This window comes from Erwinia sorbitola (assembly GCF_009738185.1).
Classification (GTDB): Bacteria; Pseudomonadota; Gammaproteobacteria; order Enterobacterales; family Enterobacteriaceae; genus Erwinia; species Erwinia sorbitola.
In genome coordinates, this window is record NZ_CP046509.1 from 2,239,892 (window position 1) to 2,264,155 (window position 24,264).

The following is a 24,264-nucleotide window of genomic DNA, read 5'->3' on the forward strand; positions in this document are numbered from 1 at the left end:
GAACACGATGCCGCCTCTCAGCCAGGTTCAGCCGAAACAACCGGCCAGCCGCATTACCAGCGCCGCGCAGGCAATAGAAGTTGCACAGCAGCTGGCGCAGGAGTTCCGCAGCGGTGCGGCAAGGCGTGACCGCGATCGGGAACTGCCGGTAGCTCCGCTGCGCGCACTGTTTGCTTCCGGTCTGGGAGCGATTACCGTGCCGAAAGAGTACGGTGGAGCAGATGTCTCTACTGCGGTGCTCACCCAGGTCATCGCCATTATCAGCGAAGCCGATGCCGCCATCGGCCAGGTGCCGCAGAACCACTTTTATGCGCTGGAAGTGCTGCGGCTTAACGGCAGCCCGGCACAGCAGCAGCGTCTGTATCAGGAAGTACTGGCCGGTGTACATCTCGGCAATGCGCTGGCGGAGTTCAGTTCGGCCGCTGCTCACCATCGCAGCACCTCAATAACACCAGAAGGGGACGGCTGGCAGTTAAATGGACAAAAGTTTTACGCCACCGGTGCACTGTTTGCCGACCGCATTCCCACTGCTGCACGCGGCAGCGATGGCAAAGAGCAGCTGGTATTTGTGCCGCGTCACCACCCTGGCGTGACCGTTACCGATGACTGGTCAGGCTTCGGCCAGCGCACCACCGGCAGCGGAACGGTGTTATTTACAGGCGTATCTGTGGATGCTGCCGATAGCATTCCGTTTCAGAGTGCGTTTGAGCGGCCAACCCGCCTTGGGCCATTTGCACAGATTCTTCATGCTGCCATTGAGCAGGGCATTGCGCGAGCTGCCTTTAACGACATGCTGAACTTTATTAACACCCGCGCGCGCCCGTGGCCCGATGCCGGGGTAGAGCATGCGGGGCAGGATCCGCTAACCATCGATCGCGTCGGCCAGCTGGCACCGCGTTTACAGGCTGGAGATGCGCTACTGGCAGATGCAGCGGAAGCCGTCGATGCGGCGCGCCATCAGGCTAATGAAACGACGGTGGCCGCCGCGTCGATTGCGGTTGCTACGGTGAAAGCCTGGACCACCGAACGGGCGCTGGAGGCCTCAAACCTGCTGTTTGAACTCTCCGGCACGCGTTCAGCGCTGCGCGAGCACAATCTCGATCGTCACTGGCGCAATGCCCGTACCCATACGCTGCACGATCCGGTGCGCTGGAAATATCCGGTGATTGGCAATTACGTGCTAAATGGCGTACTGCCGCCGCGCCGGGGAACCCTATGAGCCAGCCAAAAGAGATCCTGCTCAACGCTTTTAATATGAACTGTGTCGGCCATATTCATCACGGGATGTGGACTCATCCCCTTGACCGTTCTACAGAGTTTAATGATTTACGCTACTGGCTGGATCTGGCACGTACGCTGGAGCGCGGGCTGTTTGATGGGCTGTTTATCGCGGATATCCTCGGCGTGTATGACGTTTATCAGCAGGGTATCGCCCTGACCGCCAGCGAGTCGATCCAGCTGCCGGTCAACGACCCGCTGATGCTGGTTTCCGGTATGGCCAGCGTTACCGAACATCTTGGTTTCGGTCTGACCGCCAATTTGAGCTACGAAGCGCCTTATCCTTTTGCCCGCCGTTTTTCCACGCTCGATCATCTGACCGCAGGGCGCGTAGGCTGGAATATTGTCACTGGCTATCTCGACAGCGCCGCACGTGCCATGGGGCAGACTCAGCTTCTCGGGCACGACCAGCGTTACGATCAGGCCGATGAATTTCTCGATGTCAGCTATCAGCTGTGGGAAGGGAGCTGGCAGGATAATGCTGTGCTGGCCGACCGCCAGCAGCGGCGCTATGCCGATGCGGCAAAAATCCATCCGGTGCGTCATCACGGCGAGTATTACCAGGTTGAGGGCTATCACCTCAGTTCACCGTCTCCCCAGCGCACGCCGCTGCTGTTTCAGGCGGGTAGCTCCGCACGTGGTATTCGTTTTGCCGCCCGTCACGCGGAGTGCAGCTTTGTTAACGGCAGCACTCCGGCCGCGATGCGCAGCCAGGTCGACACCTTACGACAGGCAGCGGTGGATGCCGGACGTGAACCCGGCGATCTCAAAGTATTTATGGGCGTGTCGGTGATCGTGGCCACCAGCGAAAAAGAGGCGCAGGAGAAGCATCAGGAGTATCTGCGCTATGCCAGCCCGGAGGCGGGGATCGCTCATTTTTCCAGCTCGATCGGCATCGATCTTGCGGCGTTCGCTCTGGATGAACCGATCGGCAGCGGATCGGGTCGCGCCATTGAGTCGGTCAGCAAAACCTACAGCGGCTGGACGCGTCGTCGCCTGCTGGAGCAGCACGCGCTGGGTGGCCGCTACCCGTTGATCGTCGGCAGCCCTTCACAGGTGGCCGATGCGCTCATTCTCTGGATGGATGAGGCTGGCATCGATGGCTTTAACCTGACACGCATTGTTAATCCGCAGAGTTACATCGATTTTATTGATCTGGTGGTACCGGAATTACAGCAGCGCGGCCGCTATAAAACCGCCTATCAGCCAGGCACCTTGCGTCACAAACTGTTCGGACATGATCGTCTTCCGGCGCGCCATCCTGCGGCACGCTGGCGTCGTGATATCTGAAACCTCCGGGAAAAAAGGAAAAAAATGAAATTACTCAATACTCTGGTGCTGACCGCACTGTTAAGTACCGCCGCCACCGCAGGTGCGGCAGACTACAGCGGCCCGTTAAAAGTGGGCACCACCGCCGCTTTTGCGCCACCGCTGGAAACCGCCGTTGATGAGGCAAAAAAACAGGGGCTGAAAGTCGATCTGATCGAGTTCAGCGACTGGACAGCGCCAAATGTCAGCCTCGAAAACGGTGATATTGACGTTAACCTGTTCCAGCATCAGCCGTTTCTCGACAACGCCAACCAGCAGGGCGGTTTTCACCTCGTCAAATACGCCCCGGCCATTATCAATAACGTCGGTCTCTATTCGAAAAAGCATAAGGCTATCAGTGAGATACCCGATGGCGGTACCGTGGCAATAGCTAACGATCCCATTAACGGCGGGCGCGGCCTGCTGCTGTTGCAGAAATCCGGTCTGATTACCCTGAAACCCGGTGCGGGGCTGAAATCCACCGTCGATGATATTGTAACGAACCCGAAGCACCTGAAGATTATCGAAGTTGAGGCAGTACAGCTTTCGCGCTCTCTGGAAGAGGTGGATCTCGCTCAGGGCTATCCGCACTATCTGCGTGCCTCCGGGGTGATTGATCCAAACAATGCGCTGCTGTTCGATGGTCTGGAAAACCCGGAATACGTAATTCAGTTTGTGATTCGTGACGGCCATCAGGACGACCCGCGCCTGAAAAAGTTTGTTGATATCTATCAGCACTCTCCGGCGGTACGCGCCAGCCTGGATAAATTCTACGGCAAGCTCTATCAGCCCGGCTGGAAGCAGTAACCATGGTGAGTCTTACCTGGCCGGAGAGTGCCGAACAGAGCACCGCTGTCGCCCGTCAGACCGGGACAGCGCATGTTGCTATTGAAGGGCTGTATAAACGCTATGCGGGCCAGCAGAGTGATGCGCTGCACGATATTAATCTGCATATTCCACGCGGAACTATTTTCGGCATTATCGGCCGCAGCGGAGCGGGGAAATCCTCGCTGATCCGCTGTCTTAACCGGCTGGAAAACCCGACCGCTGGCAGTGTGGTGGTGGACGGGGTGGATATCGGCACGCTGAGTGACAACCAGCTGGTGAACTGGCGACGCGGCACCGGGATGATCTTCCAGCACTTCAATCTGCTGTCGGCAAAAACCGTGCGCGAAAACATTGAGCTGCCTTTAAAGGTGGCCGGAGTGGCGGCGCAGGCACGGCAGCAAAAAGTTGATGCGCTGCTAAAGCTGGTGGGGCTGGAAGATCGTCAGCACGCCTGGCCCGCTCAACTTTCCGGCGGCCAGAAACAGCGCGTGGGAATTGCCCGGGCGCTGGTGCATGAACCGCAGCTGCTGCTGTGTGACGAAGCCACTTCGGCCCTCGATCCGGAAACTACCGCCTCGATTCTGGCGCTGCTGCGTGAGATCAACCAGCAGCAGGGCATTACAATTGTGCTGATCACCCATGAGATGAATGTGATCCACGATCTCTGCGATCGGGTGGCCGTGCTGGAACAGGGCAAAGTCATTGAACAGGGGCCGGTCTGGCAGGTTTACGGCGATCCCCGACAGCCCACCACGCAAATACTCCTCAGCCCGCAGCAGCATGCGCTACCCGCCAGCCTGAGGGATAATCTGCGGCCGCAGCCCTCACGTGCAGATGACCGGATGCTGGTGCGCCTGACATGGACCGGGCAGGGTGCCGCGCCACAGCTGGCGGCGATAACCGCGAGGCTGGGGGCAGAGACTGAACTGATTCAGAGTGCGCTGGAGTGGGTACAGGATCGGCAGATCGGGCAGATGATCCTGCTGACTGCCGCCGGTGCCGCACCCTATGCCACTACCTTATGTGAACCGTTAGCCGACCGTGTGGAGGTGCTGGGCTATGTCACTGCAAATTGATCGTTTATGGCAGGGGCTGCTGGATACGCTAATGATGGTCGGCGTCTCCTCACTGGCGGCACTGCTGCTGGGGCTGCCGCTGGCGGTGATCCTGGTGATCACCGATCGTGAAAACCTGTTTGCCAACCCGTTACTTAACCGGCTGCTGGGCTGGGTGGTGAATCTGTTCCGCTCGGTGCCGTTTCTGATCCTGATGGTAGCGCTGATCCCGTTTACCCGCATGGTGGTTGGCACCTCGTATGGCGTCTGGGCGGCCGTGGTGCCGCTGACACTGGCGGCCACACCGTTTTTTGCGCGCATTGCCGAGGTTAGCCTGCGTGAGGTAGACAAAGGGCTGGTGGAGGCGGCGCAGGCGATGGGTTTCCACCGGCGGCATATTATCTGGCATGTGCTGCTGCCGGAGGCGCGGCCGGGCATCGTCAGCGGCTTTACCATTACGCTGGTTACCATGATTAACGCATCAGCGATGGCAGGAGCGATCGGTGCGGGTGGCCTGGGGGATCTGGCCTACCGTTACGGCTATCAGCGTTTTGACTCGCAGGTCATGTTGACGGTTATTGTCGTTCTGGTAGCTCTGGTCACGCTTTTGCAGCTGTCTGGTGACCGTTTATCACGGCGTCTGAATCATCGTTAGCAATATAGAAAGCCCGCTTAGTACGCCGTGGGTATTCACTTAAGCCGCCACAACAACGCGGCGGCTTTATTGATCAATTCCACGCATGGCGCGGCGGATTAACATCGTTCAGATAGTAGTTTCCCACATGGAAATACTTCCAGCGCACCGGGTCATGCAGGGTATGGGTGCGGGCGTTGCGCCAGTGACGATCAAGCTGATACTCCGCCAGAGTTGAACGCGTTCCTGCCAGTTCAAACAGCTTATTTCCCGCCAGAATAGCAATCTCCGTCGACAGTACTTTCGCTTCGGCAGTGGCGACGGTTGCTGCTGCCACTGTGGCTTCATCCGGCGTAGCCAGCGCCACGTCAATCAGCTCTCCGGCGCGCCACAGCAGCGCTTCGGCGGCGTGCAGGCGGATTTGCAGATCGCCAATGGCGGCAATAGTGAACGGATCATCGCTGGCGCGCTCTTTACCGCTATCGATCCACGGGCGTGACTTCTCACGTATAAACGTCAGGGTATCTGCCAGCGTACCACGCGCGATGCCCGTATCTACCGCGGCCTGAATAATCTGTGAAATCGGGCCTGCGGCGGTCGGGCGTTCAAACGCCTGCCATACCGGGATCAGCCTGTCCAGAGGTGCATGGACATTATTTAACAACACGGTGCCGGAAGCGGTGGTACGTTGACCAAAGCTCGACCAGTTATTAATTACCGTCAGACCGGAAGCATTGCGATCCAGCACCACCAGATTAGCCCGGCCCTCGTCGTCCACCGCTACGGTATGCACCAGATGGGCGAGCAGGGCGCCAGTAGCGTAAAACTTCTCACCGTTAACCACCAATTCTCCATGATGCTGGCGCACGGTGGTTTTGAAATCAGCCACGGTTGCCGTGCCTTTTTCGGAAAAGGCGTTGCCCCAGCGTAGCCCGGAGAGCACACCTGCCAGCAGTGTCTGCTTCTGGCTTTCACTGCCATCCTCCAACAGATGAGCCACGCCTGCCAGATGATTTTGCGGGATCTGCCCCAGCGCCGAGTCAGCGGCGGAGATAATCGCAATCACTTTTGCCACGGTAGCGTAGGAGACGCCAGCGCCGCCATACTGCCGTGGAATATTGATGCCCCAAAGCCCGCTCTGTGAGAAGGCATCCAGTTCGGCCACCGGCAGTATACCGTCGCGATCGCGACGGGCGGCCCCCGGAGCAAACTGCTGCGCCAGCTGGTGCGCTATCGCAATCGCTTCTTCATCGCTGGTAATAATATGCGCATGCTGCGCCGGTCGCGGCAGCGGAGCGAAGGGGGCCGGAGAGTTAACATAAAATTCAGTGGCTTCCGCCAGGGATTCAATAGCAGACACGGGCGACTCCTTAAACGAGGGTGACAGGGCGCAATAGCGCGGATAAACCATCCTGTCACACTGTAAAGAGGTCGGTTATAAGGATTATTGGTATCGATTGTAGCATTGCTGATAAGCCGGTTAAGGCTGGCAATAATCTTCCGGCATCAGGATATCTGTCAGCTGTTTGAAGAATTTCGGCAGCGGACGGGCGCGGCCTGCATCCGTGGTATTCCACAGCGAATATTTCCCCTGCTCATAGCCAAAAGTCAGCTCCTCATGATTGTCGAGTGTCAGAACGAAGAAGGGGTACTCGTCGCCATAGACTTCGCAATAGCGAACAGCCGTAACCGGAACATCCAGTTCGCCTTGTTCAAGGCTGGCCTGCATACGCCTGACCAGCACCGCGCCCCGCAGTTCGCAGAAATAACCGCGCAGGGTGGATTTGCTTAACAGATAGATATCGTCGCTGTATTTATCAACCAGCCGTTCGCTACACCAGCTGATGGTCCAGGGATTATTAACGATCAGCTCGCGCCAGCCGCCACAGTTCACGGAGGCGATGATCTGACGCAGCGTGCTGGTGATATCGCCAGCGCCTATCCGTTGCAACAGCTGACCGAACAGCGGGTTTTCTGTCACGGTTAACCAGTTATCGCTGCGTTCGCGCAAGGTGTGATGAACGGCGCGACAGAAACTGAAGCGGTTGCCGCCCTGATGCACCAGATAGTCGCCAAGCGTCAGCAGTGCGCGCTCAAGCAGATGCTCCCCGCCCTGTAATATCTCCCGGTTAAGCACCCGCCAGGTTTTGTCGGTCAGAGTGATAAATGTCTCAAGCTGATGGCCGCTGGCGTCTTTAGCCAGCTCCAACAAGCCACGCACGCGACCGCGCAGGAAAGGATGATTCTCCGCATGGATCAGTGCTGCTTCCCAGTCGTGGCTGGCGTTAATCAGCCCGGCTTTCAGGCTCTCTTCCTGCCATTGAGCATTAAACCCGGGGCGTTTGCTGTCGGTCAGCAGCCAGTCGTAGAGAGTGGCTGCATACGGCAGAACCTCGTTTAAAGCACGCAGCGAGGCGATAAACGGCGTTATCGAGTCGAGGCGCTGGTTATTCAGCAGATTGTTCGTCACGCGCTCCCAGCGATGCAGCACGACCTGCTGCGTATCATGCCCGGCAAAGATCGCCAGGCTGAGGGCAAAAAAACGCGCCTGAACAACATAGTCGTTGTCGGTCAGGAAGTCGCGCAGCAGTTGGCTAACGGACGGCTCTGCCTGCGGATTTGAGAGGAAGTCGAGCACCTGTTCAATTTTAGCCAGATCCGCCTCACCGAAAGCCTGATGTTTTTCACATTCGACGGCGGAGAAAGGCGCACGTGCGTCACGCAGCAGGGTGAACCACTCCGCATGCTCCTCGCTCAGTTTACTGAGCGGCTGGCGATAGTCGTCACAGGCAAGCAGAAACGCCATGCGGTTAAAGAAACGCAGATAGAGGGTATCAACGGGAATTTTTTCCGTTTTATGTAACGCCCAGAACAGATCCGTCCACTGCTGATCAAGCTTCTGCCCAAAACGAGACGCATATTGCCATTGCCGGTGACGCCCCGACAGCCATGCCTTGAAGTTTTCAAAGTCGGTCAGCATTTTTCCCCGGGCATTCATTTTGATATAAAGCTCATCAGAAAGACCGAAGGATTGCAGGTTAAGATACTGGAATACCAGATATGCCGGGGCGCTGCTGCACAGACGCTGATAAAGACCTGCCTGGGTGTGACGGAATTTTTCTTCCATCGATTGCAGCATCCCAAGGCAGGCACTGACGGTCGGGTCATTAAGCCAGGAGGCGAAAAACCAGTTACTGTTGACGATCTGCTGGTCTGCTGACGGTAAACCGGTTTGCACCTCTGAGGAGAAGGCAAAGTAAGCGGGATCGGCCATCACCAGCGCATTAAAAAACTCGCCGGAGCTGCTGCGCGTCTGGTAGCAGAAGCGCGACTTGCCGTCTCGGGTAAAGCGCTGGCGGAAATCGTCAATCTGCTGCTCTTTGACCGCCAGGAACCAGTGCAGCAGGAATAAAGTGGTGAGACGCTGCTGGCCGTCCAGTACTGCCAGCACGCTGCCGCTGCCATCATCTTCCAGGTTGCCATAAATAAAGTCGAGATCCAGCGGCAGGGTAAACGGCTGCTGGGTTAATGCATTGCGGATGGCTTCCAGAAAGACTTCGCGGATCTCCCTGGCTGACTGACGGCCCTGCGCATAGTCGCGCTGGATCATCGGTATTTCAATGCGTTCTACCTGGTTAAACAGTCCGGCGAAGGTGGTTGATTTGCCCTGATTCATTGTGTTCCTCCCTGGAAAAAGTTCGCCAGCGTGTTGCCAATAGCGTTCTGATAGTGGTGATGATCGTCAATTGTCCAAAAGGTCATATTATCGACGCTGCGGCTGTAGTATTTAAGAAACACATTTTTGGTCGCAACAGGAATAAAGGTTCCGTTCTTATCGGCTTCGATAATGCGCAGTCGTTTAATCGGAAAGATGGCGTTTTTATAGCTGCGGTTGGTGGTGCTGTCCAGCAGAGTCAGGTTGCCAATACTGTTATCCAGCGCCTGCGGGCGTTTTTTGTTAAGTGTTTTTTGCACGCGGTTAAACAGGCTGGAAAACTTATCGGCATCGAAAGGCTCATGCGCTAACAGACCGGCCGCCAGCTGATGCAGCCTGTTTTTAGCGCGGCGGAGTTTATCGTCTGGCTCCATCACGTTGTCATCAGGGCGCAGATGGTCGCGAATATTCTTTGTCCAGGCTTTCTGTCCCGGCACATCGCCGGGGATCTGCGAGCTGACCGCGCTGATATGTTCGATATCCCACCGATCGTTTTTATAGCGGCTGAATTGAAAACGCAGGCTCTGCTTATCGCAAAGCAAGATAGCGATATTAAACAGCAGCAGCAGGGCGCGCAGACGTTTGTCCGGGTAGTCGAGCGCGGAAATATCGGCGGCCAGCAGCTGCGGGAACTCTTCGCTGTTTACCTGTTTGAGATTAATAGCCGGATGAACCTGGTGCAGGATGCGTTCCTTCAGCAGCAGGATAAAGTGTGGCTTGTTCTGGCTGGCGTTATGCAGGGTGATAACGCTACGGATGGTTTCCCCCATGCTGATGAGGTATCCCACCAGGTGATAGGTTTCGTGATTTTCGAACCACTCATTCAGCATCATAAAACGCTGACGGATGCGCGCCCACAATTTTTCTATATGCCGGGGATCCTCTGGTGCGTGTTTCATCATGCTGGCAAAGGTCAGGAACAGATAGGATGGATGTGTGCGCGGTACCGGGGAGTCTGTTTCGGCGGCAATAATGCTGAGAATAAACTCAATCCGGTTACTCTCAACCTGCTGATTACTGATGAAATACCAAAAATCACTCTGTTGCAGTCGTTTCTCTATTTCGTCCCACTCCTGCGCCAGCCGCTGCTGCTGATGGAGAGCACTGCGCCCGCCGGAGACAAAGTTAGCGGACTGAAGCAGCAGGGCTTTTACCAGCTCGCCGTTGCTCAGTGCAATTTTGCCGTGATTAAGCCGTGAGAAAACCGTTGTTGCGTCAGCATCGTCATGGAGCTGATACCAGATAACCCGGACATTTTTACTCCCGCTGTTACCGCTACCCAGCAGCGTGGCGAGAAAGCCGGTTTTATCCTCTGCTGATTTAGCGCTGAACCAGCTATTAATGGTTTCCCAGGCCTCTACTATATGGTGGAAATCGATATTGTCCTGCGCCAGTTCAGGAGATATATCTTGCAGGAACTGCTCGCTGTGCGGACGGCTTTCAAAGCGCAGGCTGTAGCAACCAAACTCATTCGGCGCTGCCATCTCTTTGAGATAGCGCAGAATAAGATAGAGTGTAGTCAGGCGCTGCTGACCATCGACCAGCTCCCACTCATGGTGTTTTTTCTTTACCACCACCGGCTGTAAACAGTAAAACGAGTCCCGGGGATTGTTATGGCTGGAGAGCCGGAACTCGGCAATATCATCCAGCAGATCCTTTACTTCCAGCGCTGTCCAGCGGTAGCCGCGCTGATAAGATGGAATAAAAAAGTGCTCGTTAAGCAGAGCGCTGACAGGCCTTAATGACAACAGATTACTGTTCAGAATTTAGTCTCCATGACATTCCATTAATAGCTTACCGGTGACCCTGTATGCATATAAGGCCACTCTTACGCTATGGTATTCAAAACAGGGGGTATTAATCAGCAGAATAAGGGTAATTCAGCAGGCTTTTTACATTGGCGCCTGATTTAGCGGATCTCCTCCAGAATCAGCAGACAGTTTTCATGCAGAGTGCGTACCCGCCGCTCAAGGTTAATCAGTGAATGCTGCTCAACCTCATCATACATGCTGAGGATTTCGTTTTTACGATGCGCCCGGCAGTGGCGTGCGCGTCCTGCTTTCCCCAGCCAGGCGTTGATCATCGCTTTCTTTTCAGCTTCATGGCGCGAAAGAGAACTGCCGATGGCAGCGCGGATCACCAGCAGCAGTTCCTGGTAGAACCCGGTGATATCTTGCATTTTATCCACATTCATCATAGCGAACCTCTGGCTCCATCAAACGGCAGCCAGCGTTGAGCTGGCTGCGGCAGGCTGATTACAGTGGGTGGGCGGGGGCGGGGGTGTTGTCGTAGCCGCCCCAGACCGACTGGTCATAATTGATCATTGAGCCGGTCATCAATCCTGACTGTGTACTGGCAAGAAAGCATACCGCACGGGCCACTTCCGCCGGATCAATAAGCCGGCCAAAAGGCAGCTGGGCAGAAGCCTCTTCCAGCCAGTTATCTGCCGCACCGTGAAACTCCCTCATGGTACGATCTTCACCCTCAGAGGCCATCCAGCCAATATTCAGTCCGTTGACACGGATATTATTGCGCAGCGTAGCAAAGGCGGTATTGCGCGTCAGGGTTGCCAGTGCGCCTTTTGAAGCGCAGTAGGCGGCGATAAACGGCTGGCCCGCCAGGCCGGACATGGAGCAGATATTCACAATGCTGCCTTTGATATTGTCGCGCTTCATCAGTTTGATGCTCTCCTGCATCAGGTAGAAAGGCCCCCGCACATTAGTGGCAAACATCTGGTCGAACAGCTCCGGCTCCGTATCCAGAATGGTGCCACGGTCGGTCATCCCTCCTGCATTCACCAGAATATCCAGCCGGCCAAACTCCCGATCCGCCTCATGGATCGCATGGCGGCACTCTTCCACATTGCTGAGATCGGTTTTAACAAAATGTACCCGGCAGTCAGGGGTGGAGAGACGTTCAGCCACTGCAAGGCCTTTACTGCTGTTACGGCCACAGATAATCAGGCCTGCCGCCCCCGCGTTGACAAATTCCTGGGCAATTGCTGCTCCCAGTCCCTGAGTACCGCCGGTAATGACGGCGATATTGCCACTAAGCGAATGAGTCATGCATTTTCTCCATTACGCAGCTGATAGCCTGCGGCGTTGAGTGATTTTTTCAGGCTGTTGAAGCCAATAATGGCGTATTCCAGCGGCGGAGCCAGTGCCGGATCCTGCTCGGCTTCCACCACAAACCAGCCCTGATAGCCAATAGTGGCCAGCTCGGCGATCAGCGCGTCAAAATTGATGCAGCCATCGCCAGGAACGGTATAAACCCCTTTCAGCACGGCATCGAGGAACGAATCACGATCCCAGTCCAGCGATGCCCGCACGTCCGCACGGATATCTTTGGTGTGTACGTGATTGATGCGCCTGCCGTGTTTCTTCAGGATGCTGAGTGGATCGACCCCGGCAAACACCAGATGCCCGGAGTCAAACAGCAGGCCAACCTCAGGCCCGGTGGCGGCCATCAACAGATCGATGTCGCGTTCATCCTCAATGGCAGTACCCATATGATGGTGGAAGGCGAGCGGAACGCCGAAATCTTCGCAGTAGCGGGCAAATTCGGTCAGTCTGGCGCCGTACAGGGCGATCTCTTCATCACTCAGCCTGCGGCGGCGACTGAGTGGAATATGTTGCTGGTTCTGAATGGTACCCGCGGTTTCGCCATACACCAGGCAGGCTGCACCGCACTCTTTAAACAGCTGCAACTGCGGAGTGACTTTCTGGATTTCACTGGCGATGTCATTATCCAGCAGGGTGCCGGAATACCAGCCGGACACCAGTTGCAGCTGATATTCAGCCAGCTGTGGCAGCAGTTCGCCGCTGGTGAGTGGGAATTTCCCACCCGTTTCCACGCCGGAAAATCCGGCCTGACGGCTTTCCGCCAGGCAGACTGAGAGCGGGGTGTCGCCGCCGAGCTGCGGCAGATCGTCGTTGGACCAGGCGATCGGGGCAATACCAAGTCGGGCTTGCAGGTTCATCTTGTCGGTTCCTGGGTCAGTTAAATACCAATACGCTGTTTTTTACGCCCGGCCTCGTGTTCGCGGCGGGCCTGGTTAACGCTTTCGCGGGCGCTGACTTCCGGCACCCCTACATCCCACCATGCATCGCCCGGTGTCCACTGATGCGGATGGGTGTCAATGCAGATCACCGTGGTGCGATCGTTAGATTTTGCCCAGTCAATGGCGTCTGAGAGTTCGTCCAGGCTGCTAACTTTACGCGCCAGTGCTCCCATCGATTGCGCATGGGCAACAAAGTCGACGTGGAACGGCTCTGTCACCCGGCAGTCTTTCAGCAGGTTATTAAACGATGCACCGCCTTTGGCATTTTGCAGACGGTTGATCACCGCATAGCCGCCGTTATCGCATACCAGCAGGATCATCTTGTGGCCGGAGAGGACGCTGGAGTAGACGTCGGAGTTCATCATCATGTAGGTGCCGTCACCAATCAGTACAAAGACATCGCGCGGCTGCTCCATCATGGCAACGCCCCAGCCTGCGGATATTTCATAGCCCATGCAGGAGAAGCCAAACTCACAGTCAAAGGTACCGGGGTTCTTCACCTTCCAGCCTTTAACCAGCTCACCCGGCAGCCCTCCGGCGGCGGTAATCACATAATCTTCTGCGGCGGCGCGTTCATTGACCACGCCCACCACCTGCGCATAGCTGGGAGCGTCCCCGGTAGCGGTGCGCTGCTGTTTTTCAGCAATCAGCTGATTCCAGGCAGCAAAGGCGGTCTGTCCACTCTGTAACCAGCCCGCTTCAGCACGGTAATCTTTCAGGGCCGCATGCAGCTCGCGGATACCTTCACGCGCATCCGCCACCAGCGGCAGCGACAGGTGTTTATTGGCATCGAAACGGGCGGCATTAAGGGCAATAAAGCGCGCGTCGGCGGCAAATACTGTCCAGGATCCGGTGACAAAATCCATCAGCCTGGTGCCGATGGCGATCACCACATCTGCTTTCGCCGCCAGCGCATTGGCTGAGGTGGAGCCGAGGATCCCGACCGGGCCAATATTTAACGGATGATCATGGGTGAAGGTGCCTTTACCGGCGATGGTTTCGACTACCGGAATGCCGCATGTATGGGCAAACGCTTCCAGTTCGGCTTCGGCACGGGAGTAGCGGACACCTCCGCCAGAGATAATCAGCGGACGTTTGGCCTGCGAAAGCAGTTCAGCGGCCTGTTGTAGTAGCTGGTGGTCAGGGCGCGGACGTGGGATCGCATGCACACGGCGGGTAAAGAACGCTTCCGGATAGTCATACGCCATCTCCTGCACGTCCTGGCACAGGCCGATAAACGCCGGACCGCAGTCGCCCGGATCGAGCATGGTAGCCACTGCCTGCGGCAGCGAAGAAAGGATCTGCTCAGGCCAGGTGATACGATCCCAGTAGCGGGTGACGGCTTTAAAGGCATCGTTTACCGTCTGCGTTGGATCGTTAAAATGCTCGATCTGCTGCATTACCGGATCCGGATGACGTCGGGCAAAGGCGTCACCGCAGATCATCAGAAATGGCAGGCGGCTGACGTGCGCCACGCCTGCGGCGGTCAGCAGATTCGTGGTGCCCGGGCCGATAGAGGCGGTGACCACCATAATCTGCTGACGCAGGCGAGCTTTCGCAAACCCCGCTGCGGCAAACGCCATTGACTGTTCATTCTGGCCGCGCCAGGTTGGCAGCACATCCTGCACGCTTTCCAGCGCTTCACCAATGCAGGTGACGTTACCGTGGCCGAAGATGCCAAACACGCCGGGAAACAGCGGTACTTCTTCACCATCGACATGAATAAACTGGTTGCTGAGGTAACGAACCACGGCCTGTGCGGTGGTACAACGATACGTCGACATAATTTCTACCTGCTGTAGGGCCTGGAAAACAGGCTGTTTATGGAATTTAAGTTGCTTTAATCTTGTTTCGGCAATTTTCTTTGCAAAAAATGGTCGTAATGACCCCGGGCGGAAGGGGAATATACGCCTTCCGCTTCAGGGTCGATCTATTTCGCCGCCGACCGCTGGGTGCGTTCAGTCAGCGTCTCAATACGTGGCTGTTCTTCTTCCGGATGCAGCGCGGCGGCCAGCGCCAGCGCCATGCACTGTACCAGGCAAACCGGAGCCGCCAGCGAGCGGGAAAAGCTGTACTCCTCTTCTGGAATGGTAAACAGCACGCTGGCATTTCTCGCCAGTGGCGATAACACGCTGTCCGTGATGGCGATGGTCGGCACGCCTTTTTGTTCGGCGATCTCACTGATATTGACCACTTCCTGCGCGTAATGGCGGAAGGAGACCGCAACCAGCACATCGCGCTGAGTCATATTCATTGCCATATGCGGTGCCAGCCCTCCGGGGGTGTCCAGCAGGATCACCTTACGGTTTAACATGGTCAGCAGGTAGCGCAGGAGAATTGCCACCGGCTCGGAGCGCAGCTGACCGGCAATAAAGATAGTTTCAGCGCGGCTCAGGAGCTGCGCGCTGCTATCCAGGTCGCTGGCGGCGATCCCTTCCAGCATTCCCTGCAAGGTGGCGATATCACGCACCACCAGGTTTTGCAGAAAGCCGAGGCTTCCCTGTTTCTCATTTTTTTGCAGGTCATTTTCCAGCGCGACGATACGTTCGTTGTAACCCGGCGCAGTGGTTGCCAGCCGCGTCTGAAATACCGACTGCATCTGTTTAAAGCCGCTGTAGCCAAAATGCTGGGCAAAGCGCACCAGCGTAGAAGGGTGCAGCTCACAGCGGGCGGCAATGGCATTAATTGATTCCAGCGCCACGGCATTTGGATTCTGGGTAATAAAGCGGGCCACCTGCTGAAAACGGTCAGACAGCTGCGGGTAACGCTCGGTAATATCATTCACCACCTGTTCGTAATTACGATGAGGTGGGGAGCTATTGTTGGTCGTCTCTTTACGACTCGCCATAACGTCATGCCCTTAAATTCAATTCTGCTTATCTTCTCTTCAAGCTAGCGCAACTAAAATTGCATTTCAATTTATGTTGCAACACTAATAGCGAAAAGCGTGATCTGATTCTGATATTTCACATTTGATTATTCTTTCTTATGCGGTTTTTCGCGCCGTGGCCCAACGAATGCCGGGAAAATAAACTGTTTAAAATCAATAGAGTAATTGAGATTTTTTCGGCTAAAAAGAGCTGATGTTTCATTGAATCAGCCCTTTGCAATTTTTATTGCGCATCCGTGGTAATTGCAACTATGTTATTTACTTGTGTAGCGGGACGATGGAATTTTAACACCCGCTGTGTTCACTACATCGGCCGGTTGCAGGCTGGCGGCAGGAAACAGGAAACGCATCATGTACGAGAAATATGGGCAGTTTATTAACGGTGCCTGGCGTAAAGGTCAGGGGAAAGAAACCATCGTCGTTACCGATCCCGGACGTAATGAAAAGCTGGGAGAGATTGCCGGTGCTTCACAGCAGGACACGCTGGACGCCATTGCCAGCGCGGCGGCGGCACTGCCTTTATGGCAGCAGCTTTCTGCCTGGGAGCGCGCCAGCAAGCTGCATCGTGTAGCTCACGAGATGGAGCAGGTGCGCGAACAGGCCGCACATATTATCTCCCTGGAGAGCGGCAAACCGCTGGCGCAGGCCAGCCGCGAATGGACGCTGGCGATCGACCAGTTCACCTGGTATGCCGAAGAGGCGCGCCGTATTTATGGTCGAATTGTTGAAAGCCGTGTGCCCGGCGGGCGTTGTGAAGTCTCTCATCAGGGCGTTGGCGTGGTAGCGGCTTTTACGGCCTGGAACTTCCCGGTGGTGCTGATTGCCCGCAAAGTCGCCCCTGCGCTGGCGGCGGGATGCAGCGTGGTGCTGCGCCCATCCAGCGAAGTGCCGGGCTGTGCCAGCATTATTATGACCTGTCTGCAAAAGGCGGAGATCCCGTCCGGAGTGGTGAATATGGTGGTGGGCGTTACCGCTAACACCTATCAGCCGCTGATCGACTCGCCGGTAGTCAGAAAAGTGACGCTCACCGGTTCAACCGCCATTGGCCAGCAGATGATCCGCGACTCCGCCGCCACCATCAAGCGCCTGAGTATGGAGCTGGGCGGCAATGCGCCAATGATCGTCTTCGAAGATGCCGATATTGAGAAGGCGCTGGATATGGCGGTGCCGACCAAGTTTGCCAACTGCGGACAGGTCTGCGTTACGCCGGATCGCTTCTATGTTCATCATTCGGTGGCGCAGGCCTTTATTGAGGGTTTTGCCCGGCGTGCGGAGGCCATCAAAGTGGGTTACGGCCAGGATGAGAGCAGCGAAATGGGCCCGCTGATTAATCAGCGTCGTCTGACGGCGATTGAAAAAATTGTTGAAGATGCACGGCAGAAGGGCGCGCGCGTGGTTACCGGCGGTCATCGTATCGCGGGGACGCCGGGATTTTTCTATGCCCCGACGGTGCTGGCAGATGTGCCGGAAGAGGCGCTGGCGCTGGCGGAAGAGAATTTCGGACCGATTGCCGCTATCACCACCTTCAGTGATGAAGATGAGGTACTGGCGCGGGTCAATCGCAGTGATTATGCGCTGTCGGCCTATGCCTTTACCCGTGATGCAGCGCGAATTCGCCGCGTCCCGGCACAGCTGCAGGCGGGTATGGTGGGTATCAACAGCTTTGCGCTGGCTTCGGCCGATGTGCCGTTTGGCGGTATCAAGGCCAGCGGAATGGGCAGTGAAGGGGGCAGTGAAGGCATCCTCGAATATATGAACGTCAAACTGACGCAGGTCGTCCTGTAAGGAAACCGCAATGATTGCCAATAACGTAAAGCGTTTATGGTCGGAGGGGCACACGGTGCTCAACGGCTGGTTGTCGGTAGCCAGCCCGTTTACCGCTGAAATAATGGCGGCGCAGGGCTATGACTCGGTCACTATTGATATTCAGCACGGGCTGGTGGGCTATGAAACGGCCACCACTATGCTACAGGCGATGCGGGCCAGCGGCGTTACGCCCATGGTGCGGGTACCCTGGCTGGCGCCGGGGGACATTATGAAGGCGCTGGATGCCGGGGCTTTCGGCATTATCTGCCCGATGATTAACAATGCTGAAGAGGCGCGGCAGCTGGTCTCCTGCGTACGCTATCCGCCGCTGGGTACGCGCAGTTTTGGCCCGACGCGGGTCAGCTTTTCCGCCGGACAGGACTACGGCCAGCACGCCGATAACGAGGTGCTGTGCTTTGCAATGATTGAAACCGCAGAGGCGGTGAAAAACATTGAGGCGATCGTCAATACCCCGGGTCTGGACGGTATCTATATTGGGCCGGCAGATCTGACGCTCGGTCTGACCGGGCGAACATATCGTACCGGATTCGACCGGGATGAACCGGAAATTGTCGCGGCCATTCAGCAGATCCTCGCCTGCGCACATCGCGCGGGGATCCGCGCCGGACTGCATAACGGCAGCCCGGAGTATGCCGCCCGTGCAGCACAATGGGGTTTTGACCTGGTGACGGTGTCGAATGATGTACAGCTGCTGCGCTCTGCGGCCACCGCCAGCGTCGGGCAGTTTCGCCAGCTGACCGGCGCGGCATCGGCTGCTGAAGTGCACAAAGGAGGGTACTGAGATGCCTCATGTACTGATTGCCGGGAAGATTCATGATGCAGGTTTATCCATTCTGAAAAATACCCCGGGCTTCACCTGGGATTTGGTGGATGAGGTAAGTACCGCCAGCTATGCGCCGTTTATTGCTAACGCCGATGCGCTGCTGCTGCGCACCCAGCCGCTGACCGCAACGGAAATCACCCGCGGGACGAAGCTTCAGGTGGTATCACGGCACGGCGTCGGCTATGACGCGGTGGATGTGGCGGCGCTGAATCAGCGCGGCATTCCGCTGACTATCGTGGGTGACGTGAACTCGCTGTCGGTAGCGGAACATACGCTGGCACTGCTGCTGGCGGTAGCAAAGCAGGTGCGTATCTATGATGCCAGCATCCGCAGCGGTAACTGGAACTGCCGTAACAGTTTTTCCGCTATTGAGCTGTCCGGACGCACGCTGCTGGTGCTGGGCTTTGGCCGTATTGGCCGTGAGGTGGCGCGTATGGCGGGCTGCTTTAATATGCACGTAGTGGCGTGGGATCCGTATGTTGCGGCGGAGATCTTCAGTGCGCTAAAGGTTCAGCGCGTTGAAACACTGGAGGAAGGGCTGAAAATGGCCGATGCACTGACGGTACATCTGCCACTCAGCGACAGTAAGCCGCTGCTGGGGCGTGCCGAGCTGGCGCTGCTGAAGCCGGAGGCCATTGTGATCAACACCGCCCGTGGGGGCATTGTTGATGAAAAGGCGCTGGTGGTGGCGTTGCAAAATCATAAACTGGCCGGAGCCGGGCTGGATGTCTTTAGCCAGGAACCTCCGCCGTCAGACTCTCCGCTGCTGCTGGGGAGTGAACGCCTGATCCTCAGCCCACACTCAGCCGGGCTGACGCAGGAAGCGGCAATGAGGATGTCGGTATCCGCAGTAAATAATATTATTAATTATTTTAACGGAACCCTCGACGATAATTTAATTGTTAATCAACGCCAGATAAAAAAGGCGGACGCTATTTAATTTCTGGCGATAAATAAAAAATAACATCTACTCTGTACAGGAATAACATATGCTGAAAATAGCCGTATTAGGTGCGGGCCGCATCGGGAAGATCCATGCCGCCAATATAGCCGCCAGCCCGCTGGCCACGCTGGTTGCTATCGCCGACCCCTATTTTGATAATGCGCTACAGCTGGCGAAATTATATGGGGCCAACGCCGTAAAAGATCCGCTGGAGTTAATTAACGACCGGGAAATCGACGCCGTGGTTATTGCCACGCCCACCGATACGCATGTGGATTTAATGCTGGCGGCGGCGCGTAACGGTAAAGCCGTGCTGTGTGAAAAACCGGTAGATATGGATTTAGATCGCGCCCGTCGAGCCAGCGAAGAACTCGCCACGCTTCAGGTGCCGGTGATGGTGGCGTTCAACCGCCGCTTTGATCCAAGCGCACAGCAGATCCGCCAGGCCATCGTCCGGGGAGAAGTGGGTGAGGTACATCAGGTGATGATTACCAGCCGCGATCCGGGCTTTGCCCCGGTTGATTATTTGCGCCACTCCGGCGGAATTTTCCGCGATATGGTGATCCACGATTTCGATATGGCGCGCTGGTTACTGGGCGAAGAGCCTGTCAGCGTTTATGCCTCTGGCAGCCGCCTGCTGAACCCTGCGCTGGCGGAGTTTAACGATGTGGACACCTGTATGGTGCAGATGGTGACCGCTTCCGGCAAGCAGTGCCATATCAACTGTAGCCGTCAGGCGGTATACGGTCACGACCAGCGGCTGGAGGTCTACGGATCGGCGGGGATGCTGTTGAATGACAATATGCGCGCCTCCAGCGTCCGGCGCTTTACTCACCAGCTGACCGAAGCCCGGGAGCCGCTGGTCAACTTCTTCCTTGAGCGCTATGCAGACGCCTATCGCCATGAAATGGATGCTTTTATTCAGGCCGCAACCGGTGCACAGCCGGTGCCCGTTACCGCCTGGGATGGCGTCATGGCGTTGAAACTTGCAGAGTGCGCGCAGCGTTCAGTGGAAAGCGGTAAACCAGTCAGCGTTGATTGATTGTTGTTCAGGAGAAGAACCATGAAGAAGACAGGAATTGGCATTATTGGCACCGGTTTTATGGGGCTGTCACACGCGCTGGCGTACCGTGCGGCGGCGGCTATTCTGCCCGGAGAGGTGATACCGGAGCTGATTGCGGTAGCAGATATCGATAAGGCTGCGGCAGAGAATGCCGCCCGGCGTTTTGGCTTTCGCCGTGCAACCGACGACTGGCAGTCGCTGATTAACGATCCGGAGATTGACGTTATATCGATTACCACGCCGAACCGCTTCCATCTTGAACAGGCTCTGGCGGCTATTCAGGCGGGTAAGCACGTTCACTGTGAGAAACCCATCGCCCCGAACAGTGATGATGCACGGATTATGACGCTGGCGGCAGAAGCGCAGGGGGTGATCACCCAGGTGGGTTTTAACTACCTGAAAAACCCGATGATTAAGCTGGCGCGAACGATGATCGACAGCGGCGAACTGGGGGATATTGTCAGTTTTCGCGGGATTCATGCGGAGGATTTTATGGCCTCGCCGCTGACGCCATGGTCATGGCGTCTTGATCCGGCAGGTGGTGCGGGGGCTGTGGCCGATCTCGGCAGTCATATTGTGGCAATGGCGCGTTATCTGCTTGGCCCGGTGGTGGCGGTTCAGGCCGATCTGGAGACGGTAATTAAGCAGCGTCCGATTCTCTCTGGCGCGCAGGGGCTGCGTAAAGTTGAAGTTGATGATATCGCCCGGCTGACCGTCGAGTTCGCACGCGGTTGTAAAGGCAGTATCGAAGCCAGCTGGGTGGCGACCGGGCGCAATATGCAGCTGGGCTTTGAGGTTTACGGCACCCTGGGAGCACTGCACTTTACTCAGGAGCGTTTTAATGAGCTGCACTATTACAACACGGATACTGCCGGCGGACAGCGGGGCTTCCGGAAGATAGAAGCAGGGCCGCAGCATGCCCCTTATGGCGCATTCTGCCCGGCACCGGGTCACCAGCTGGGCTTTAACGATCTTAAAACCATTGAGATTGCCGAATTCCTGCGTGCGGTGGCCGGTCAGCCGGTGAGCGGGCCGGATTTCCGTGAAGCGTGGGAAATTCAGAAGATTATCGATACCGCCATACGCTCCTCCCGTGAGCAGCGCTGGCTCACTCTGTAACAGCATAATATTGCCCCGGCTCACTTACCGGGGCTGGCTGATCAGAAGGCGTAAGAGAGATTGACCGAATAGCTGCGCGGTTCGCCGTAAACCACATAATCACTGGCCCAGGAGTAATAGCTGCGGTCGAACAGGTTGTCGATGTTCGCCTGTACTGCCAGCTGCCGGGTGATTTCATAGCGGGCAAACAGATTGGCCAGCGGGTAGCTGCTCTGATAGATCCTGGTGGTTTGACCATCGGCACCCGTTGCATCCTGGAAGGTGCGATTTTGCCAGTTAACGCCGCCGCCAACCGTCAGATCCTGCAACATCGGCAGACGATAGCGTGAGAACAGTTTAAACGAGGTTTGCGGCATATTGCTGTTAAAGCGGCCGGAAGCGTCTTTCGCCACATAGCGCGTGGCACCGAAAGTCATTTGCAGATTATCGGTCACGGCACCGTTCAGCTCAAACTCCGCGCCTTTGCTCACCGCGCCTTTTGCCGCGACGTAAGCCTGCTCGCTGGAGCCGTTAACAAAGCGGCTGCCATCGGCCTGGCCAACATTCTCCTGCTCAATACGGAACAGTGCGAAGGTGGCGGTCAGACGGCCATCAAACCAGTCGGACTTCAGGCCCGTTTCGTAGTTTTTACCGGTGACCGGGGAGAGATAGCGCCCGTCGCTGTCGCGATAGGTTTGCGGCTGGAACACCGAGGTATAGCTGGCGTAGGCAGACCAGGCCTCGTTGATATCGTATACCAGGCCACCGTAAGGGGTGATGTTGTTCTTATTCATATTGCCGCTGCTGCCGACGGTGCTCCACTGGGTGTAGCGCGCCCCGAGGATCAGCGACAGCGGATCTGCCAGTGAGAAGCGTGCCGCGGTATAGGCCGATTTCTGCCGCACCACATCATCGGCATTCAGATACCAGTCACCCCATTCAGGCTCCGGCACACTGCCGTTCCAGCCGTCGTTAAAGCTGCCCATCTGCGCATAGTCCAGCGCGCCGTCAACGCTGTAAGCCTGATTATGCTGGCGGCTGTAGCTGACGCCCGCCATCAGTTCATGCTGACGCCCAAGCAGCCGGAACGGCCCGCTGGCGTAAGTATCAACCGATTCCTGCTGGCGCTTGCCGCGATCCAGACTGCCATAGCCGCTGACGCCTTGCCCGGTGACCCGGTCGGGGAACTCCATCACATAGAGCAGCTTGTCGGCAAAGGTCTGCTCGGAGTGGGTGGCATTGACGCGGAACGTCCAGCCGTTATCAAAATTGTGCGTCACGTTGGCAAAGACTTTACGTGAATCGAGGCTGTAGCGCGTCCAGTCTGCCGCTGAGTTAGTGCTGCGGTCAAAACCGGTGCGGGAACCGTTGCTGTACCAGGCGGGCAGGCCACCCCAGGTAGGGTTGCCGGTGTTGCTCTCCTGATAGTCGTAACCAAGGGACACCGTGGTGCTGTCGGTAACGTCGGCGTCCAGCACGCCATAGAGGAACTTTTTGCTTTTATGATAGCGATCCAGCCAGCTGTCCTGATCCTGATAGCCTGCAATCACCCGGCCGCGTACGCTGCCGGTTTCATTCAGCGGAGCGGAGAGGTCGGCTACATAGCGCTGTTTGTTCCAGCTGCCGTAGCTGGCGCTCAGATTTCCGCTCACGGTTTTACTGTCGGCGTGCTTACGCACCATATTTACCGATGCCGAAGGGCTGCCTGCGCCGGTCATCAGCCCGGTAGCTCCGCGTACCACTTCGATGCGGTCATAGATAGCAGTGTCTTCTCCGGCGTCGCCGTAGTTCCAGTTATCCGCCGCCGAGGTGGGAATATCATCAAAGGTATAGTTGGTAATCTGAAAACCGCGTGAGAAATAGGCGGAGCGTTCGCTGTCGATCAGCTGTGTCGCGATGCCGGTAGTGTTATCCAGTACTTCGCCCACGGTTTGCAGATCCTGATCCTGCATCCGCTGCTGAGTCACCACGCTTAATGACTGCGGCACATCACGCGGAGTCATCAGCATTTTTGTACCCGCACGCGTGGTTTTAACCGTGTAATCCTGTTTCTCGCTGGCAGCGGACTCATCGGCAGTGGCATCGACCACCAGCTCCTGCGGGGAGGCGGTTTCCTCAGCCAGCGCCGGATTAATCAGAGCATGGATCGCCAGCGCCAGCAACGAGATGGAGAGGGCTTTTTTGTTACCCGGTACGCGCAGGCGCGTGGCAATAGCCCCTGAGCGGGAAGTGCTGCTGGTGCGGGAAGACATGGTTTTTCCTTGTGAGCGAATATGGCATAGCCAAAGGTCAATAGTAATGATTATGATAATCATTTTCTTTTGAGAACATTCTCACTATTTTTTCCCGCCCTGCAACACTAAGTGTGAAAAAGTCCCACTTTTTATCAGAATTTTTACCTGCCCGACGCCAGGAACAAAGCTTATATTCTGCTGCGAAAGGAGCAGGTGCTTCCAGCGGAAATGGAAAAGAGAATAAAACGTTTAACTTTTTTACATGCCATTATTCTTATGGCGGTGAGGTTTGTGATGCTTTTAAAACGCAGCGGTACTATTGCAATTGTTCTACTGGTTACGCTTTCAGTAACAGCCTGTGGCATGTCTCATCGTGGCAGAAATACGGCGATCGGTGCCGGTGTGGGGGCAGTCGGTGGGGCGGTTCTGACCGGGGGAAGTACCTGGGGAACGCTCGGCGGTGCAGCGATTGGCGGGGTGATCGGGCATCAGGTCAGCCGTTAAGCTG

The 24,264-nt window shown here is 56.4% G+C and carries 20 protein-coding genes; 11 read left to right on the top strand and 9 right to left on the bottom strand.

The window, feature by feature from the left end:
• Window positions 1–7 precede the first annotated feature (7 nt).
• Genes GN242_RS10020 through GN242_RS10040 form a run of 5 tightly spaced genes read left to right on the top strand, consistent with a single transcriptional unit; the run spans window position 8 to window position 5,124 of the window.
• Window positions 8–1,219 carry an SfnB family sulfur acquisition oxidoreductase gene (locus GN242_RS10020; protein WP_154751224.1) on the top strand — a complete coding sequence of 404 codons (1,212 nt, stop codon included), beginning with the start codon at window positions 8–10 and terminating at the stop codon, window positions 1,217–1,219.
• Window positions 1,216–2,568 carry an LLM class flavin-dependent oxidoreductase gene (locus tag GN242_RS10025; protein ID WP_154751223.1) on the top strand — a complete coding sequence of 451 codons (1,353 nt, stop codon included), beginning with the start codon at window positions 1,216–1,218 and terminating at the stop codon, window positions 2,566–2,568. Before GN242_RS10020 ends, GN242_RS10025 begins: the two co-directional genes overlap by 4 nt.
• A gap of 24 nt (window positions 2,569–2,592) precedes the next feature.
• Entirely contained in the window at window positions 2,593–3,393 is an 801-nt protein-coding gene (locus GN242_RS10030; protein WP_154751222.1) for a MetQ/NlpA family ABC transporter substrate-binding protein, read from the top strand.
• Window positions 3,394–3,395: 2 nt separating this feature from the next.
• The gene (locus GN242_RS10035; protein WP_154751221.1) at window positions 3,396–4,490 is read left to right on the top strand and encodes a methionine ABC transporter ATP-binding protein; all 1,095 of its coding nucleotides are present in this window, start codon (window positions 3,396–3,398) and stop codon (window positions 4,488–4,490) included.
• Window positions 4,474–5,124 (top strand): methionine ABC transporter permease, encoded by a 651-nt coding sequence (locus GN242_RS10040; protein ID WP_156287402.1) that lies wholly within the window; start codon window positions 4,474–4,476, stop codon window positions 5,122–5,124. Before GN242_RS10035 ends, GN242_RS10040 begins: the two co-directional genes overlap by 17 nt.
• A 73-nt stretch (window positions 5,125–5,197) precedes the next feature.
• Here the strand turns inward: GN242_RS10040 and GN242_RS10045 are convergent, their stop codons facing one another.
• The 8 genes from GN242_RS10045 to GN242_RS10080 all read right to left on the bottom strand — a co-directional run bounded on the left by GN242_RS10045 (window position 5,198) and on the right by GN242_RS10080 (window position 15,726).
• Entirely contained in the window at window positions 5,198–6,463 is a 1,266-nt protein-coding gene (locus GN242_RS10045) for an SfnB family sulfur acquisition oxidoreductase (RefSeq protein WP_374189529.1), read from the bottom strand.
• Window positions 6,464–6,583: 120 nt separating this feature from the next.
• Window positions 6,584–8,779: a DUF262 domain-containing protein gene (locus GN242_RS10050; protein ID WP_154751218.1), complete on the bottom strand. Its 2,196-nt coding sequence runs from the start codon at window positions 8,777–8,779 to the stop codon at window positions 6,584–6,586.
• The gene (locus GN242_RS10055; protein ID WP_154751217.1) at window positions 8,776–10,566 is read right to left on the bottom strand and encodes a DUF262 domain-containing protein; all 1,791 of its coding nucleotides are present in this window, start codon (window positions 10,564–10,566) and stop codon (window positions 8,776–8,778) included. The genes GN242_RS10050 and GN242_RS10055 overlap by 4 nt, the downstream gene beginning before the upstream one ends.
• A 161-nt stretch (window positions 10,567–10,727) precedes the next feature.
• Window positions 10,728–11,015 (bottom strand): hypothetical protein, encoded by a 288-nt coding sequence (locus GN242_RS10060; RefSeq protein ID WP_154751216.1) that lies wholly within the window; start codon window positions 11,013–11,015, stop codon window positions 10,728–10,730.
• Between the two features lie 58 nt (window positions 11,016–11,073).
• Window positions 11,074–11,883: an SDR family oxidoreductase gene (locus GN242_RS10065; RefSeq protein ID WP_154751215.1), complete on the bottom strand. Its 810-nt coding sequence runs from the start codon at window positions 11,881–11,883 to the stop codon at window positions 11,074–11,076.
• A complete protein-coding gene (iolE, locus tag GN242_RS10070) occupies window positions 11,880–12,791 on the bottom strand; it encodes a myo-inosose-2 dehydratase (protein ID WP_154751809.1) in 912 nt (303 codons plus the stop codon). Before iolE ends, GN242_RS10065 begins: the two co-directional genes overlap by 4 nt.
• Window positions 12,792–12,817: 26 nt before the next feature.
• On the bottom strand, window positions 12,818–14,662 hold the full coding sequence (iolD, locus tag GN242_RS10075) for a 3D-(3,5/4)-trihydroxycyclohexane-1,2-dione acylhydrolase (decyclizing) (RefSeq protein ID WP_154751214.1): 1,845 nt from the start codon (window positions 14,660–14,662) through the stop codon (window positions 12,818–12,820).
• 146 nt (window positions 14,663–14,808) lie between these two features.
• Window positions 14,809–15,726 carry a MurR/RpiR family transcriptional regulator gene (locus GN242_RS10080; RefSeq protein WP_156287403.1) on the bottom strand — a complete coding sequence of 306 codons (918 nt, stop codon included), beginning with the start codon at window positions 15,724–15,726 and terminating at the stop codon, window positions 14,809–14,811.
• A 393-nt stretch (window positions 15,727–16,119) separates the two neighbouring features.
• Between GN242_RS10080 and GN242_RS10085 the strand changes: the two genes are divergently transcribed.
• Genes GN242_RS10085 through GN242_RS10105 form a run of 5 tightly spaced genes read left to right on the top strand, consistent with a single transcriptional unit; the run spans window position 16,120 to window position 21,543 of the window.
• A complete protein-coding gene (locus GN242_RS10085) occupies window positions 16,120–17,553 on the top strand; it encodes an NAD-dependent succinate-semialdehyde dehydrogenase (RefSeq protein ID WP_154751212.1) in 1,434 nt (477 codons plus the stop codon).
• Between the two features lie 10 nt (window positions 17,554–17,563).
• Entirely contained in the window at window positions 17,564–18,376 is an 813-nt protein-coding gene (locus GN242_RS10090; protein WP_154751211.1) for an HpcH/HpaI aldolase family protein, read from the top strand.
• Window position 18,377: 1 nt separating this feature from the next.
• Complete coding sequence (locus GN242_RS10095) at window positions 18,378–19,358, top strand: hydroxyacid dehydrogenase (protein WP_156287404.1); 981 nt, start codon at window positions 18,378–18,380, stop codon at window positions 19,356–19,358.
• A gap of 49 nt (window positions 19,359–19,407) precedes the next feature.
• Window positions 19,408–20,403: an inositol 2-dehydrogenase gene (gene iolG / locus GN242_RS10100; protein WP_156287405.1), complete on the top strand. Its 996-nt coding sequence runs from the start codon at window positions 19,408–19,410 to the stop codon at window positions 20,401–20,403.
• 21 nt (window positions 20,404–20,424) lie between these two features.
• Window positions 20,425–21,543 carry a Gfo/Idh/MocA family protein gene (locus GN242_RS10105; RefSeq protein ID WP_154751208.1) on the top strand — a complete coding sequence of 373 codons (1,119 nt, stop codon included), beginning with the start codon at window positions 20,425–20,427 and terminating at the stop codon, window positions 21,541–21,543.
• 41 nt (window positions 21,544–21,584) lie between these two features.
• Here GN242_RS10105 and fhuE read toward each other — a convergent pair whose 3' ends face one another.
• On the bottom strand, window positions 21,585–23,774 hold the full coding sequence (fhuE, locus tag GN242_RS10110) for a ferric-rhodotorulic acid/ferric-coprogen receptor FhuE (protein WP_154751207.1): 2,190 nt from the start codon (window positions 23,772–23,774) through the stop codon (window positions 21,585–21,587).
• Window positions 23,775–24,050: 276 nt separating this feature from the next.
• On the opposite strand from fhuE, the gene GN242_RS10115 reads away from it, so the two are divergent.
• On the top strand, window positions 24,051–24,260 hold the full coding sequence (locus tag GN242_RS10115) for a YMGG-like glycine zipper-containing protein (RefSeq protein WP_133846571.1): 210 nt from the start codon (window positions 24,051–24,053) through the stop codon (window positions 24,258–24,260).
• Window positions 24,261–24,264 lie beyond the last annotated feature (4 nt).

Coding starts and splice junctions, on each gene's coding strand:
- GN242_RS10060 (WP_154751216.1), bottom strand. CDS start 11,015: ATGATGAATGTGGATAAAATGCAAGATATCACCGGGTTCTACCAGGAA.
- GN242_RS10095 (WP_156287404.1), top strand. CDS start 18,378: ATGCCTCATGTACTGATTGCCGGGAAGATTCATGATGCAGGTTTATCC.
- GN242_RS10115 (WP_133846571.1), top strand. CDS start 24,051: ATGCTTTTAAAACGCAGCGGTACTATTGCAATTGTTCTACTGGTTACG.
- GN242_RS10080 (WP_156287403.1), bottom strand. CDS start 15,726: ATGGCGAGTCGTAAAGAGACGACCAACAATAGCTCCCCACCTCATCGT.
- GN242_RS10090 (WP_154751211.1), top strand. CDS start 17,564: ATGATTGCCAATAACGTAAAGCGTTTATGGTCGGAGGGGCACACGGTG.
- GN242_RS10085 (WP_154751212.1), top strand. CDS start 16,120: ATGTACGAGAAATATGGGCAGTTTATTAACGGTGCCTGGCGTAAAGGT.
- GN242_RS10105 (WP_154751208.1), top strand. CDS start 20,425: ATGAAGAAGACAGGAATTGGCATTATTGGCACCGGTTTTATGGGGCTG.
- GN242_RS10040 (WP_156287402.1), top strand. CDS start 4,474: ATGTCACTGCAAATTGATCGTTTATGGCAGGGGCTGCTGGATACGCTA.
- GN242_RS10030 (WP_154751222.1), top strand. CDS start 2,593: ATGAAATTACTCAATACTCTGGTGCTGACCGCACTGTTAAGTACCGCC.
- iolG (WP_156287405.1), top strand. CDS start 19,408: ATGCTGAAAATAGCCGTATTAGGTGCGGGCCGCATCGGGAAGATCCAT.
- GN242_RS10065 (WP_154751215.1), bottom strand. CDS start 11,883: ATGACTCATTCGCTTAGTGGCAATATCGCCGTCATTACCGGCGGTACT.
- GN242_RS10050 (WP_154751218.1), bottom strand. CDS start 8,779: ATGAATCAGGGCAAATCAACCACCTTCGCCGGACTGTTTAACCAGGTA.
- iolD (WP_154751214.1), bottom strand. CDS start 14,662: ATGTCGACGTATCGTTGTACCACCGCACAGGCCGTGGTTCGTTACCTC.
- GN242_RS10020 (WP_154751224.1), top strand. CDS start 8: ATGCCGCCTCTCAGCCAGGTTCAGCCGAAACAACCGGCCAGCCGCATT.
- fhuE (WP_154751207.1), bottom strand. CDS start 23,774: ATGTCTTCCCGCACCAGCAGCACTTCCCGCTCAGGGGCTATTGCCACG.
- GN242_RS10025 (WP_154751223.1), top strand. CDS start 1,216: ATGAGCCAGCCAAAAGAGATCCTGCTCAACGCTTTTAATATGAACTGT.
- GN242_RS10035 (WP_154751221.1), top strand. CDS start 3,396: ATGGTGAGTCTTACCTGGCCGGAGAGTGCCGAACAGAGCACCGCTGTC.